The 14,391-nt window shown below is 52.8% G+C and carries 16 protein-coding genes; all 16 read left to right on the top strand.

What is annotated here, in order from left to right:
* Window position 1 precedes the first annotated feature (1 nt).
* The 16 genes from flhF (at window position 2) to LG31_RS0110585 (ending at window position 14,391) form a co-directional block, all read left to right on the top strand.
* Complete coding sequence (flhF, locus tag LG31_RS0110660; RefSeq protein WP_033114451.1) at window positions 2-1,423, top strand: flagellar biosynthesis GTPase FlhF; 1,422 nt, start codon at window positions 2-4, stop codon at window positions 1,421-1,423.
* 1 nt (window position 1,424) lies between these two features.
* Window positions 1,425-2,300 (top strand): MinD/ParA family protein, encoded by an 876-nt coding sequence (locus LG31_RS0110655; RefSeq protein ID WP_033114450.1) that lies wholly within the window; start codon window positions 1,425-1,427, stop codon window positions 2,298-2,300.
* The gene (locus LG31_RS0110650) at window positions 2,293-3,012 is read left to right on the top strand and encodes an RNA polymerase sigma factor FliA (protein ID WP_033114449.1); all 720 of its coding nucleotides are present in this window, start codon (window positions 2,293-2,295) and stop codon (window positions 3,010-3,012) included. The genes LG31_RS0110655 and LG31_RS0110650 overlap by 8 nt, the downstream gene beginning before the upstream one ends.
* 123 nt (window positions 3,013-3,135) lie before the next feature.
* A complete protein-coding gene (gene cheY / locus LG31_RS0110645) occupies window positions 3,136-3,507 on the top strand; it encodes a chemotaxis response regulator CheY (RefSeq protein WP_005298814.1) in 372 nt (123 codons plus the stop codon).
* Window positions 3,508-3,519: 12 nt separating this feature from the next.
* Entirely contained in the window at window positions 3,520-4,260 is a 741-nt protein-coding gene (locus LG31_RS0110640) for a protein phosphatase CheZ (protein ID WP_033114448.1), read from the top strand.
* Between the two features lie 11 nt (window positions 4,261-4,271).
* Complete coding sequence (locus LG31_RS0110635; protein WP_033114447.1) at window positions 4,272-6,542, top strand: chemotaxis protein CheA; 2,271 nt, start codon at window positions 4,272-4,274, stop codon at window positions 6,540-6,542.
* A gap of 32 nt (window positions 6,543-6,574) precedes the next feature.
* Complete coding sequence (locus LG31_RS0110630; protein WP_033114446.1) at window positions 6,575-7,690, top strand: protein-glutamate methylesterase/protein-glutamine glutaminase; 1,116 nt, start codon at window positions 6,575-6,577, stop codon at window positions 7,688-7,690.
* 2 nt (window positions 7,691-7,692) lie between these two features.
* A complete protein-coding gene (locus tag LG31_RS0110625) occupies window positions 7,693-8,430 on the top strand; it encodes a flagellar motor protein (RefSeq protein WP_033114445.1) in 738 nt (245 codons plus the stop codon).
* Window positions 8,431-8,432: 2 nt separating this feature from the next.
* Window positions 8,433-9,350 (top strand): flagellar motor protein MotB, encoded by a 918-nt coding sequence (locus LG31_RS0110620; protein WP_033114444.1) that lies wholly within the window; start codon window positions 8,433-8,435, stop codon window positions 9,348-9,350.
* A 4-nt stretch (window positions 9,351-9,354) separates the two neighbouring features.
* Window positions 9,355-10,149, top strand: a complete 795-nt coding sequence (locus tag LG31_RS0110615; protein WP_033114443.1) for a ParA family protein — start codon at window positions 9,355-9,357, stop codon at window positions 10,147-10,149.
* The gene (locus LG31_RS0110610) at window positions 10,146-11,018 is read left to right on the top strand and encodes a chemotaxis protein CheW (protein WP_033114442.1); all 873 of its coding nucleotides are present in this window, start codon (window positions 10,146-10,148) and stop codon (window positions 11,016-11,018) included. The genes LG31_RS0110615 and LG31_RS0110610 overlap by 4 nt, the downstream gene beginning before the upstream one ends.
* A 69-nt stretch (window positions 11,019-11,087) precedes the next feature.
* Window positions 11,088-11,576: a chemotaxis protein CheW gene (locus LG31_RS0110605; RefSeq protein WP_033114441.1), complete on the top strand. Its 489-nt coding sequence runs from the start codon at window positions 11,088-11,090 to the stop codon at window positions 11,574-11,576.
* A 57-nt stretch (window positions 11,577-11,633) separates the two neighbouring features.
* On the top strand, window positions 11,634-11,981 hold the full coding sequence (locus LG31_RS0110600; protein ID WP_193354226.1) for a DUF2802 domain-containing protein: 348 nt from the start codon (window positions 11,634-11,636) through the stop codon (window positions 11,979-11,981).
* 192 nt (window positions 11,982-12,173) lie between these two features.
* A complete protein-coding gene (gene ccmA, locus LG31_RS0110595) occupies window positions 12,174-12,809 on the top strand; it encodes a cytochrome c biogenesis heme-transporting ATPase CcmA (protein WP_033114439.1) in 636 nt (211 codons plus the stop codon).
* 4 nt (window positions 12,810-12,813) lie between these two features.
* Window positions 12,814-13,482 carry a heme exporter protein CcmB gene (ccmB, locus tag LG31_RS0110590; protein ID WP_033114438.1) on the top strand — a complete coding sequence of 223 codons (669 nt, stop codon included), beginning with the start codon at window positions 12,814-12,816 and terminating at the stop codon, window positions 13,480-13,482.
* Window positions 13,483-13,650: 168 nt separating this feature from the next.
* Window positions 13,651-14,391, top strand: a complete 741-nt coding sequence (locus tag LG31_RS0110585; protein WP_033114437.1) for a heme ABC transporter permease — start codon at window positions 13,651-13,653, stop codon at window positions 14,389-14,391.

Genomic DNA, 14,391 nt, shown 5'->3' with positions numbered 1-14,391 from the left:
GGTGAAGATTAAGCGGTTTTTTGCCAAGGACATGCGAACGGCTCTGGCCGAGGTCAAGGAGACTCTCGGGCCGGATGCCGTCATCATGTCCAACAAGAAGGTGACCGGAGGGGTCGAGATAGTCGCCGCCGTTGACTATCAATCCCAGGTTCCGGGGCCTAGAGATACGCCGGTTCGCCGTCAGCTGAACGATGAGAGCGTCAATATTTCGTCTGCCGCGCGGCAGATGGGGCGCCCTGAACCAGCACCCAACCAGAACGAACACTATGCCGATACGCTGGCAGCCTTGCTTGCTCGTCAGCAAAAGCTCCAGCCGGGCAATGTTGCCGGGATGGGCGGCGCTCAGCCAGCCGCAATAGCTGCCACGACTTCTGCGCCGAAAACCCTTGCCGAACAGGGACAGTGGGGGGCCGCTCCCGAACCTGCCAAACCTCGGGCTCGTGCCGCATCAACTTCTCCTCGCGCCCCTCAATCCAATCAACGTGATCAGGAGATGGAGGGGATGCGCAAGGAGATGGCCAGCATCCGCAAGCTGCTGGAGCACCAGATCTCCGGTCTGATGTGGCAGGAGGTGGAGCGCCGGGAGCCGATGCGTGCGCTGCTCATCAAAGAGCTCAAGAAGATGGGGTTTGACGATGCCTTTGCCGATCAGCTGGCTGGCATGATCCCGGAAGATATGTCGATCCATCAGGGAATGGCTCAGCTGGCAGAAGTACTCACTGCCCAGCTCAAAATCAGCGAAGACGAAATTTTGCGGCAGGGCGGCGCGGTTGCGCTGCTTGGTCCGACCGGGGTGGGTAAAACCACCACTATTGCCAAACTGGCAGCACGCTTTGCCATGAAATATGGTGCCGAGCAGGTGGCGCTGATCACCACTGACAATTACCGGATCGGAGCCCATGAGCAGTTGCAGACCTATGGTCGCATCATGGGATGTCCGGTTCGTCAGGTGCGCGATGCCGAGGAGCTGGCCAGTGCACTTTATCAGTTCCGCCATCGTCGGTTGGTATTGATCGATACGGCAGGGGTCGGTCAGCGGGATATTCGCTTGACCGAGCAGCTCGATACCTTGGTCAAGAATGCCAAGGTGCGGATCCGCAGTTATCTGGTTATGTCCGCAACCTCCCAGCGTCGGGTGATGCAGGAGGCGGTTGACCATTTCCGGCGTATTCCGCTTAGCGGCTGCATACTTACCAAATTGGATGAAAGTCTGAATCTGGGCGAAGTGATTAACGTGTGTATCCAGAATTCATTGCCCATCAGTTATATCACTGACGGACAAAGGGTTCCGGAAGATATTCAGGTTGCCAATGCGGCGCAGCTCGTTGGAGCCGCCATGGGGTCGCTGGAGCGAGAAACAGAAGAGCCCTATTTCTGGGGTGCAGGCTTTGGCGAGGCCGAAGATTCGGAGTTTTATGAGTAACATGTATATGGATCAGGCGAGTGGTCTGCGCAAAATGCGTCAAAACAATCGAGTTAAAGTAATCGCCGTTTCCGGAGGCAAGGGGGGCGTTGGCAAGACCAACGTTACCCTGAACGTGGCTGGCGCCATGGCTGCGCAGGGCAAACGGGTGATGGTACTGGATGCTGACCTCGGTCTGGCAAACGTAGACGTCATGCTGGGGCTGCGGGTACATCGCAACCTATCCCACGTACTGGCCGGTGAATGCACTATCGACGACATCATTGTCGAGGGGCCGTACGGTATGATGATTGTGCCGGCGACGTCTGGTACCCAGTCGATGGTCGAGCTCTCGCCCGTACAGCATGCCGAGCTTATCCGGGCTTTTAGCGAAATGAAGACTCAGGTCGATATTTTGCTGGTAGATACCGCAGCCGGTATCTCTGACATGGTGCTGAGCTTCACCCGCGCAGCGCAAGACATCATGGTCGTGGTATGCGATGAGCCGACTTCCATTACCGATGCCTATGCGCTTATCAAGATCCTCTCCAAGGAGCATGGGGTGTTCCGCTTTAAGGTGGTGGCCAACATGGTGCGCAGCCTGCGTGAAGGCCAGGAGCTCTTTGCCAAGCTGACTCGGGTAACGGATCGCTTCCTGGACACCTCTCTTGAGCTGGTAGCCTGTGTGCCTTACGACACCAATTTGCGGGCATCAGTGCGCAAGCAGAAGCTGATTGTCGAAGCATTCCCCAAATCTCCTGCTGCGCTGGCGTTTCGTGCGCTGGCCAACAAGGCGGCAAGCTGGCCAGTTCCCAATCAGCCGGGTGGCCACCTGGAGTTTTTCCTGGAGAATTTGCTGCAAAAGCCGGCCACAACACAGGAAGGTTCCCGTGAATAAAGCCCAAGCGTACTTGCGTCATCAGGATTCCTATGTGCTGGTGGAGCGACACGCTCCGCTGGTCAAGCGAATTGCCCAGCATCTGCTGGCTCGTCTGCCCAGCAGTGTCTTGCTGGATGACCTGATCCAGGCAGGTATGATTGGGCTGCTGGAAGCCTCTCGCAACTTTGATGGCAGCAAGGGGGCCAGTTTCGAGACTTATGCAGGGATCCGCATTCGTGGTGCCATGCTCGATGAAATTAGGCGTGGTGACTGGGTGCCTCGTTCCGTGCATCGCAACAGCCGGGCGATCTCTGAAGCCATCGAAAATGTTGAACAAACCAATGGTCGAGATGCGCGTGATACGGAAGTTGCAGCCCAGATGGGGGTCTCAATTGCTGATTATCATGCCATGCTACAGGATGTTTCTTGCGGAAAAATCATTGGTATTGAGGATCTCGGAGTCAGTGAGGATGTAATTGGCCATCCTGATGACGCTCCCTCCGGGTCAGGTTTCGATGATTTGGCTGCAGAACGATTTCAGATTGCATTAGCCGAGCAAATTGGTCGCTTACCAGAGAGGGAAGCCCTGGTTCTCTCTCTTTACTACGATGAAGAGCTGAATTTGCGCGAAATCGGCGAGGTTTTGAATGTCAGTGAGTCACGGGTGAGCCAGATCCACAGTCAGGCAATGCACAGATTACGTGCTCGTTTGCGAGATTGGCATCTATAAGTGTTTGTACTGGCTACACTGAGACTAAACTCTAAGGCATAATCCGCACGACACAACCCGTTTTTAGCATCATGTAAGTGAGCCGCCGAGGCGGCTATTTAGGAGGGAATTTTGGACAAGAACATGAAAATCCTCATTGTTGATGACTTTTCAACGATGCGCCGGATTATCAAGAACTTGCTGCGCGACTTGGGATTCAACAACACCCACGAGGCGGATGATGGCAATACAGCATTGCCGATGCTGAAAAATGGTGATTTCCAGTTTGTAGTAACTGACTGGAACATGCCCGGCATGCAAGGTATTGACCTGCTCAAGGCCATTCGGGTTGATGACAAACTCAAACATCTTCCGGTATTGATGGTGACAGCTGAAGCTAAACGCGAACAGATCATTGAGGCCGCCCAGGCTGGCGTTAATGGTTACATCGTCAAGCCTTTTACTGCAGCGACGCTCAAAGAAAAACTGGACAAGATTTTTGAACGAATCGGCTAAGGAGCTGCAGGGATGATGGCCAAAACGAGAGCAATGATTTCGCTCGACCAGGCAAGGATGCTTGTTGCTCATCTTGAGCAAGGTGAATTTGAGCTGGCCGATGATCTGCTTGCCGAAGTGTGTGCCCCCAATGCCTCCGATCTGTTTGACAAGGTCGGTCAACTGACAAGACAACTGCATAATTCACTACAAGAGTTTCGCCTTGATCCGCGGATTCCCGATCTGGCTACTCATGATATCCCCGATGCTCGGGAACGCCTTAGCTACGTTATCGATATGACTGACAAGGCCGCGAACCGCACCATGGATGCGGTAGAAGCCAGTCTGCCGATTGCAGATCGTCTTAATGACAATATCCAGCTGGTTATGCCGAACTGGAATGCCTTGATGTCCCGCGACATGAATGTTGGGCAATTCAAATCGCTATGTCACCAACTCGATGATTTTATTAAGGCTTCAGAGTCTGATGCCGATAAATTACGGCAACTGCTGACAGAGATCCTGATGGCGCAAGATTTTCAGGATCTGACAGGGCAGATGATCCGCAAGGTCATCAAACTTGTGCAGGAAGTAGAAACAAAATTAATAGAAATGCTGACTATGTTTGGTGAGGCGTCTGCAGAGCATTCAACTCGCAGCCTTCCTGTCAACGGGATTGAAGCTGAAGGCCCCATCATGAACCCCGAGGCCCGTGCCGACGTGGTCAATGGTCAGGATGATGTGGACGATCTGCTGTCTAGCTTGGGATTCTAATGGAGTGACGCATGGCCTTCGAAGTTGATGAAGACATACTGCAAGACTTTCTGGTCGAAGCATCCGAAATATTGGAACAGTTGTCTGAGCAACTGGTCGACTTGGAAAAGCGGCCCGATGACAAAAACCTGCTGAATGCGATCTTTCGCGGCTTTCATACCGTGAAAGGCGGTGCTGGGTTCTTGTCGTTGGGCGAACTGGTTGACGTATGCCACGGTGCCGAGAACGTGTTTGATATCTTGCGCAACGGCAAGCGTACAGTGACTGCAGAATTGATGGATGTAATCTTGCAGGCACTGGACGCCATCAACGTCATGTTTGCCCAAGTGCAAAATCGTGAAGCGCCAAGTCCTGCGTCAGAAGATCTCCTCCATGACCTTCATGAGCTGTGCAAGCCTGAGGGTGAAGAGCAACTGAGGACTGCAACCAGCAGTGCTGCCTCTGATGTTATTGCTGCCGACCCCGAACCAGTTGCCCCTCAAGTAGACGTTTTCGTTGCTGAGCCTGAAGTTCCAGAAGCTGTGGTTTCAGTAGAGAGTGTTGAGTCAGCAGCCGTTAATGGCGGTGGCTCTATTGACGAGATCTCTGCTGACGAGTTCGAACGTTTACTGGATGAGCTGCATGGTGTTGGCGGAGCACCAACCAAGGCTGCTTCAACATCTGTGACCACAGATTCCGGTGACATTACTGATGATGAGTTCGAAGCCTTGCTAGATCAGCTGCATGGCCAGGGACAACATATAGGTGCGCCAGAAGTTAATCCGCTTAAGTCGGTGCAGAAGGAAGTAGATGAGCTTATCGATGACGATGAGTTCGAACGCTTACTTGACGAACTTCATGGGCGTGGGCAAGGGCCGCAGAGTACAATGGCACCTGCCGCACCTGCCGCACCTGCCGCACCTGCCGCACCTGCCGCACCTGCCGCACCTGCCGCACCTGCCGCACCTGCCGCACCTGCCGCGGTGCCAGCTCAGTCCAAACCTGCAGTGCCTACTCCTGCAGCCAAGCCCGTGACCAGTGCCTCAGCAAAACCTGCAGAATCACCAGCCAAGGCTCCTGCACCAGCAGCCAAGGCTTCTGCTCCAGCCCCTGTGGAAAACAGTGCCGTACAAAGCGATACAACGGTGAGGGTGGATACCAAGACGCTCGACGTGATAATGAATATGGTGGGCGAGTTGGTATTGGTGCGTAACCGCTTGGTTAGTCTTGGTATTGCCAGCAACGATGAAGAGATGTCGAAGGCTGTTGCCAACCTAGATGTTGTGACTGCTGATCTGCAAGGCGCGGTCATGAAGACCCGCATGCAACCAATCAAGAAGGTTTTTGGTCGATTCCCGCGCGTTGTTCGTGATTTGGCTCGTACTCTCAAAAAAGAAATCGAATTGGTCATGGTCGGTGAAGAGACCGATCTTGATAAAAACTTGGTTGAAGCATTGGCTGACCCCCTTGTTCACTTGGTTCGTAACTCCTGTGACCATGGGGTTGAGTTGCCCGAGATCCGTGAAAAAGCGGGTAAACCACGTCAGGGAACTATCACCCTGAGTGCTTCTCAGCAAGGTGACCATATCCTGCTCTGTATCGAAGATGATGGTGCAGGTATGGATCCAGAAAAACTCAAGTCTATAGCAATCAGCCGTGGTGTACTGGATGCAGATACTGCTGCTCGCATGAGTGACAATGATGCCTACAACCTGATTTTTGCTCCGGGTTTCTCTACCAAGTCAGAGATTTCGGATATATCTGGCCGTGGTGTCGGTATGGATGTGGTGAAGACCAGCATTGTCGGGCTCAATGGCTCAGTACACATTGATTCGACATGGGGTAAAGGAACGCGTCTTGAAATTAAGGTGCCCTTGACGCTGGCTATTTTGCCGACCCTGATGGTAGAGGTGGGGGAGCAAACTTTTGCTCTGCCGCTTGGCTGCGTGAATGAGATTTTCCATCTGGATCTGAAAAAGGCCAATATGGTAGATGGTCAGCTCACCATCATTGTTCGTGAGAAGGCAATTCCGCTCTTTTATCTGCATAAATGGCTGGTGCGTGGTTCCAACAAACGCTCCCGTCAAGATACAGGTCATGTGGTTATTGTGCAGATTGGGACACAGCAAATTGGTTTTGTTGTTGATAGCCTGATTGGCCAGGAAGAGGTGGTTATCAAGCCACTTGATAGCTTGCTGCAAGGAACGCCAGGTATGGCGGGGGCAACAATTACCAGTGATGGTGGAATAGCCCTGATTTTGGATGTGCCGAGTCTGCTCAAAGCATATGCGCGTAGACATTAATAGCTCAGGCCCAAGGAGTTAGAAAAATAACAATGGCAGTCAAGGTATTAGTTGTCGATGATTCGAGTTTCTTCCGCCGTCGGGTAAGTGAAATCATTAGTCAGGATCCCATGCTGACAGTGATTGATACCGCTCAAAACGGACGTGAGGCCGTGGACAAGGCGATTTCACTGCGCCCTGATGTGATCACTATGGACATTGAAATGCCCGTGCTCGACGGCATCAGCGCTGTGCGCGAGATCATGGCCAAATGTCCAACTCCTATTTTAATGTTCTCCTCTCTGACCCATGAGGGAGCAAAGGCGACTCTGGATGCACTGGATGCAGGAGCCCTCGATTTCTTACCTAAAAAGTTTGAAGACATCGCCAGAGACAAAGATGAAGCGGTCAGATTACTGCAGCAGCGGGTAAAGGAGATCTCCCGCAAGCGCTTTTTGATGAGCTCTGCTCGCCCCAAAGCTCCTGAGCCGATGACCAGATCGCCACTGAGTTCTTCAGCTGCATCGCGAACTGCTGAGCGTGTGTTAGAAACACCGCGCATGACACCAGCTCCGGCATTCAAGCGTAGTGGTAAAACTTATCAATTGGTTGCTATTGGTACATCCACTGGGGGACCGGTTGCATTGCAAAATGTGTTGACGAAGCTACCAGGAGATTTCCCTCACCCGATTTTGCTGATCCAGCATATGCCGGCAACCTTTACTGCGGCATTTGCTGCTCGCCTCAATGGCTTGTGCCAGATCGGTGTCAAGGAAGCTGAGGATGGTGACGTGCTCAAACCTGGCCATGCCTATCTGGCACCGGGTGGCAAACAGATGTTGCTTGAAGGGCGTGGCGTTGGTGCTCGTATCCGGATAATTGATGGCAATGACAAAGTTAACTACAAACCCTGTGTTGACATTACCTTTGCTTCTGCAGCTAAAACCTATGCTGACAAGGTGCTTGCGATTGTCTTGACGGGCATGGGCGCGGATGGCCGAGATGGAGCCAAGTTGCTGAAAGAGCAAGGCTCTACTATCTGGGCTCAGGATGAAGCATCTTGTGTGGTATATGGGATGCCTCAGGCTGTTGCCAAGGCTGGTATCGCCAGTGAATCACTTCCTTTGGACAAAGTGGCACAGCGTATCCTGGTTGAGTTGGGGCGCTGATCATGGGCTTGTTTGGCCTGCTCCTGGCTTTGGGAGCCATTGCCATTGCCCAATTGTGGCATGGTGGTTCCCTGCTGACTCTGGTTGATGGCCCCGCTTTTCTGATCGTATTGGGCGGCACCTTCGGTGCCGTTACTCTGCAAACTCCCGTCAGATATATCTTGCTTGCGCTCAGGCAGGTTCTTTGGATTTTTGTTCCCCCACGTCAGGAGCTGGTACTTCAGGCTGAGCGTTTGCAATCTTGGGCTGTATTTGCCCGGCAACAAGGGCTGCTGGCTTTGGAAGATCAGGCGGAGCAAGAGGAAGATGAATTTACCCGCCAAGGGTTGAACATGATTGTCGATGGTGTGTCGACAGAGGATATTCGCATGTTGCTGGAGGCGGATATCGATATCGAGCAAGAACGTAATGAGCATGCAGCCAGGGTATTTGAATCCATGGGGGGTTATAGCCCAACCATCGGGATCATTGGCGCCGTGATGGGGCTTATCCAGGCGATGTTCCATCTCGAAGACCCTGCAGCACTGGGCGCGGGAATTGCTGTGGCTTTTGTTGCGACCATTTATGGTGTGGGGTTTGCCAACCTGGTTTATCTGCCTGTTGCCAATCGGTTAAGGGCTTTCCATTACCATTCTGCGCTTTTCCAAGAGATGACGTTGGAGGGGCTCATTGCTATTGCCCATGGTGAAAATGGTCTGCAGGTAGAACGGCGGCTCAAGGCATATCTGAAGGGAGAGTAGCCATGCGTAAGCGTTATCGGTTGCACTTGCAAGGGCGTGAGCATCTGGATCGCTGGCTGGTCTCCTACGCCGATTACATGACTCTCATCTTTGCCCTGTTTGTGGTGCTCTATTCAGTCGCTTTGGTTAACAAGGACAAGTATCGTGCAGTCATTGACGGTATGAGTCAGGCTTTCAGTGTTATTCAGCCTCGCAGCGACGGTTTGCTGGATGGCCAAGGTAATTCGCTATTGGAAAGTTCGGCCTCTTCCGCACCTTCAATACTTCATGGCACAAGCGGACCAGCTCCCTCTCTTGCACCTATTTCCGGTGTCCCTATTTTGCAAAATGGCACAACACTTGCGACGCTTGGTACACAGCTGCAGGCAAGCATGGGATCATTGGTTGAGTCTGGGATAGTCAAACTAACTCAAGATGAGAACTGGCTGACTATCGAGTTGAGTTCCGGCCTGTTATTTAGCAGTGGAAGTGCATTTATGGGGCCGAATGCAGCGCCGGTTATCAATACTCTTTCAAGTATTCTCAAACCGGTCGATAACTACGTAAGGGTCAGGGGTTATACAGATAACCAACAGATTAATAATGAAATTTATCGCTCAAACTGGGCTCTGTCTGCTGCTCGGGCAGAGGCGGTGCTAAACGGTTTGATTGCCAATGGTATCGCGCCTCAGCGCTTGGCATTCGAGGCATATGGTGAGTTTTCTCCTTTTGCAGACAATGGTAGTGAAGAGGGGCGGCTACAGAACCGTAAAGTGGTGGTCGCTATCTCCAAGTTTGCCTGGGTACCTGCAAGACCTGTAGTCGAAACTCCGGCAGCCACAGAGGCTGTGCCGGAAGTGCAAAAAGCGGCGGATGCTGGTGAGGTCAAGGTGATCTCGCTACCCGGTGGTGGCATGCGTATAACAACAAGGCAGGATTGATACAGTGATTGTTTGGACGGTTGCCAACCAGAAAGGCGGTGTCGGTAAAACCACCACAGTGGTCTCTCTTGCCGGGATCCTGGCTCAGCGTGGCCAGCGGGTGCTGCTGATTGATACGGATCCGCATGCCTCGTTGACCGCTTATCTCGATTACGATTCGGATCGTCTTGATGGCACGCTCTATGAGCTTTTTCAAGCAGTCAAGCCGACCACCGAGCTTGTCAATAAACTGACGCTTAAAACCAAGTTCGACAATATCAATCTGCTGCCGGCATCTATCACGCTGGCGACGCTCGATCGTGTCATGGGGAACCGTGAAGGGATGGGGCTGGTGCTCAAACGTGCGTTGCTGCGTATTCAGGATCAGTACGACTACGTGCTCATTGATTGTCCACCTGTATTGGGGGTGATGATGGTCAATGCTCTTGCTGCATGTGATCGCATTTTGGTGCCTGTTCAGACCGAATTCCTGGCACTGAAAGGGCTGGAGCGGATGATGAAGACGTTTGAAATTATGCAGCGCTCAAAACGGGATAAATTTCGTTTTACCGTTATTCCGACCATGTTTGACAAGCGTACCCGAGCATCGCTGATGACGTTGAAATCAATCAAGGAACAGTACGGTGACGCGGTGTGGAACGCGGTGATCCCTATCGATACCAAATTCCGGGATGCCAGTTTGCTGCATATTCCCCCCTCCATTTATTCACCCGGGAGTCGTGGAACTTATGCCTACGAAACTCTGCTCAAATATCTTGACGCGCTTGAGCGGCAGCGGACTCATGAGGTGACGGCATGAGAGATACCATTCAAGTTCGGGCAATGGATGATTATTTCCATTCGCTGCTCCTTGATGACACGTCAGGGCTTGATGAAATCGAAGAAGTTCCTGCTGCGCCAGTAGTGCAGTTGCAGCGACAACCTCAAAGTGTGCCGGAGGTAGTTGCTCCTCCCTATATGGAGAGTGACCCGCGTCTAACCCAACTGAGTGAATTGCTGGCTCAAGTGGGGCAGGTGCAATTTGAGAATGACGCGTTTACCAATGAGCTAACAGTGTCAGAGCCGCTGCAGATTGTGGCTGAAGAGTCACTGTCGCCAGTAGAGCCTGAGTGGCCCGCAGAGGTATTGAGCCCTGAGATTGCAGAACCGATTACGACGGTAGTAACCGAGACGGCGGTAGAAGTTGCACCGGAAGGAGCAGAGTCTCCCATCAGTTGGGAAAATATCGAGACGGGCAAGGAGTTCCAGGCTCTCTTCTTTGAAGTGTCTGGCGTGACGTTTGCGGTGCCCTTGACCGATCTTGGCGGGATTCATCAGCTGGGAGAAGTGACCTCTCTTTTTGGTCAGCCAGGCTGGTATAAGGGGATCATGACTTCTCGCGAGCAAAAGATGAATGTAGTGGATACAGCCCAGTGGGTGATGCCTGGGCAGCATTTGGAGATGGATCCTTACAAATATCTGATTATGCTTGGAGAGTCACCTTGGGGACTGGCGTGTCATCACCTCAAAGGAACTGAATTGTTGCACCGCGATCAGGTCAAGTGGCGCCACCAAGAGGGCAAGCGTCCTTGGCTCGCGGGCATGGTTAAAGAAAAAATGTGTGCCCTGTTGCATGTTCGCGAATTGCTCCTTTTATTGGAGCGTGGGGTCAACATAGAAGGTCGCTGATAACTTCTGCAATCGAGCTGTTTTATTGCTAGTTTTAGCAGTAGACGTTTTCATAAAAGGAATAAAAACATGACAGAAAAGCGCAATATTGCACAGAATCTGGCTGAAGATGAAGTGCTGCAATGGGTAACCTTCCAACTGGAAAATGAGACCTATGGCATCAACGTGATGCAGGTGCAGGAGGTATTGCGCTACACCGAAATCGCGCCTGTGCCGGGTGCTCCCGAATATGTACTCGGGATCATCAACTTGCGTGGTAATGTGGTGACTGTCATCGATACCCGTTCCCGTTTTGGCCTGCCTTCCGGCGATGTGAGTGAAAACTCCCGCATCGTCATCATCGAAGCAGAGAAGCAGGTGATTGGCATCATGGTTGATAGCGTTGCCGAGGTTGTTTATCTGCGCTCCTCCGAGATTGATGCGGCTCCCGCAGTAGGTACCGAAGAGAGCGCCAAGTTCATCCAGGGTGTTAGCAACCGCGATGGTCAACTGTTGATCCTAGTTGACCTGAACAAGTTGCTCTCTGATGAAGAGTGGGACGAAATTGGTTCTCTCTAACAATAAGGTGATGTTTTGATCATTGAGATAGTTGCCTTGGTGGTGTCCCTGATTGCAATGGCGTCTGCTTTTTATGTCTGGTCAAGAAGCAAGCGCAGCAAGCAGGAGTCCGAGGCGCACGTGACCGTTTTGCAGGGGCAACTTGAAAGCTTGCGCAAACAGATGATGGAGCTGCATACCGGTGCCATTGGCATGGGGCAGCGCCTGCAGGCTGTGGAGGGGGCGATGCAACAGATCAACGATCGCCAGCAAGAGCTGACCATGCAGGATCCAGAGCGCAGGCTCTACAGCCGTGCTGCCAAGATGGTTGAACTGGGTGCTGATCTGGATGAAGTCATGAGCGAGTGCGAGTTGCCAAAGGCAGAAGCCGAACTCTTGATATCCTTGCGAAAAGGTCGTTCTTGATAGTGAAGGAAGGCTCATGCCTTCCTTTATTTTATATGTAGTGACGGAAACAGATCAGAGCCATATCGACATCCCCTTTACCTCTTTTCGCGATCCCCATCGCGACTTGCGCCAATTGTTGCATCTATGAAACGACGTATCCCAATACTGTGTTAAGATGCAGGCCGCTTAATTCTATTTGATAACATCCTCATGCTGCTTCAAGTCAACAATCTGAGCTGCGTGCGTGAAGATCGCACTCTGTTTGAACATCTCTCATTTACGGTTTCACCCGGCGATCTGGTGCAAATAGAAGGCCCCAACGGGGTTGGCAAAACCAGTCTGTTGCGTTTGCTGACTGGCCTCTCACAACCCTTTTCTGGTGAAGTGCTCTGGAATGGGGAGAATATTCGCGCTTGCCGTGACGAGTATCACGCCAGTCTGCTTTATCTGGGCCATCAGCCTGGGATAAAGGCAGCCCTGACACCCTTTGAAAACCTGACTTTTTATCAGCAACTTCACCATTCAGCGCAGACTGAGAGCGATTTGTGGCAGATTTTGGCTCGAGTTGGTCTAGCCGGTTTTGAGGATAACCCCACCGGTCAGCTCTCAGCAGGTCAGCAACGACGCGTAGCACTGGCCCGCTTATGGCTCTGCAACAAGCCTTCGCTCTGGATCCTGGATGAGCCCTTTACGGCTATTGATAAACAGGGGGTCAAGGTGCTGGAGCAGCTCTTCCTGGCCCATGCCGATCGGGGTGGCATGGTGATCCTCACAACCCATCAGGATCTCACACTGATGCAGGGGCGCCTCAAGACCTTGTCACTGACCCCCATGATGCAGGAGTGACATCATGCTGCGCGCTATCCTTCACCTTATTCGACGTGAACTGCTGATCGCTCTGCGCCAGCGTTCCGACATCCTCAACCCGCTCTGGTTTTTCCTGATTGTTATTACCCTGTTTCCGCTGGGCATAGGTCCCGAGCCGAAACTGCTGGCTCGTATCGCCCCCGGTATCATCTGGGTTGCCGCTTTGCTGGCGGCCATGTTGTCGCTGGAGCGACTGTTTCGCGATGACTTCAGCGATGGCTCTCTGGAGCAGATGATGTTGATGCCTCACCCTCTGGGCCTGTTGGCGCTAGCCAAAGTGGTTGCTCACTGGCTGCTGACGGGTTTGCCGCTGCTGCTCATCTCACCGCTTATTGCAATTTTGCTCTCCCTCGATATGCAGAGTTATCTGGCTGTGGTGGCGACACTGGCGCTGGGAACGCCGGTATTGAGCCTGCTCGGTGCCATCGGCGTAGCCCTGACTGTTGGCCTGCGCAAAGGGGGGGTATTACTCAGTCTGCTGATCCTGCCGCTATATATCCCGGTGCTGATTTTTGCGACCTCGGCAATTGATGCGGCCGGGATGGGGCTGCCTTACGGTGGTCAGCTTGCCATTCTGGCAGCCATGTTGGTGGGGGCATTGACGTTGACCCCGCTGGCGGTGTCGGCCGCTTTGCGAGTCAGCCTCAACTGATGGTGTTGGCGCAAGAGTGATAAGCCTCGTATGGGGCAATGTAGGAAAAATTAAGTTGCGATGGATCAAGGAGAGCGCCGCTTATTGCTTTCGGGGTATTTGATGCAGCCCTGTGGTCGGTATGGTAGGCCTCGCCAAATGATTAATAACAAAAAGGTTTTGTGAGCTATGTGGAAATGGTTGCACCCTTATGCCAAACCGGAGCGGGCCTATCAGGTGGCTGGTACCCTGCTTCCCTGGTTTGCGGTGATTAGTCTGCTTTCGTTCATCATCGGTTCTGTATGGGGTCTGGCCTTTGCCCCTGCAGATTATCAGCAGGGTGACTCCTTCCGGATCATCTATATCCACGTCCCTGCTGCCATCCTCTCCATGGGGGCTTACTCCACCATGGCGATTGCTGCGTTCATTGGATTGGTATGGCAGCTGCGGATGGCGGACATGACGGTAGCAGCCATTGCTCCGGTTGGGGCCATCTTTACCTTTATCGCTCTCTTTACCGGTGCGGCCTGGGGCAAACCCATGTGGGGAACCTGGTGGGTCTGGGATGCCCGTCTCACCTCCGAGCTGATTTTGCTGTTCCTCTACCTCGGCGTCATTGCCCTCTACAACGCCTTTAGCGACAAGGTGCTGGCTGGTCGTGCGGCCGGCATTCTGGCGCTGGTTGGGGTGATCAACCTGCCCATCATTCACTACTCGGTGGAGTGGTGGAACACCCTGCATCAGGGGGCCACCATCACCAAGTTTGCCAAGCCCTCCATCTCTTCCGATATGCTGTGGCCGCTGCTCGTCATGATCCTGGCGTTTGCCACTTTCCTCGGTGCGTTGACCCTTATGCGCTTTAGAAACGAGCTCTTGATGCGGGAGTGGCACCGCCCCTGGGTCAAAGAGATAGCCGAGCAGGAGAAGTAA

The sequence above is a fragment of the Aeromonas lacus genome (assembly GCF_000764665.1).
In the GTDB taxonomy this organism is placed as follows: Bacteria; Pseudomonadota; Gammaproteobacteria; order Enterobacterales; family Aeromonadaceae; genus Aeromonas; species Aeromonas lacus.
This window is presented reverse-complemented; position numbering and strand designations above follow the sequence as displayed.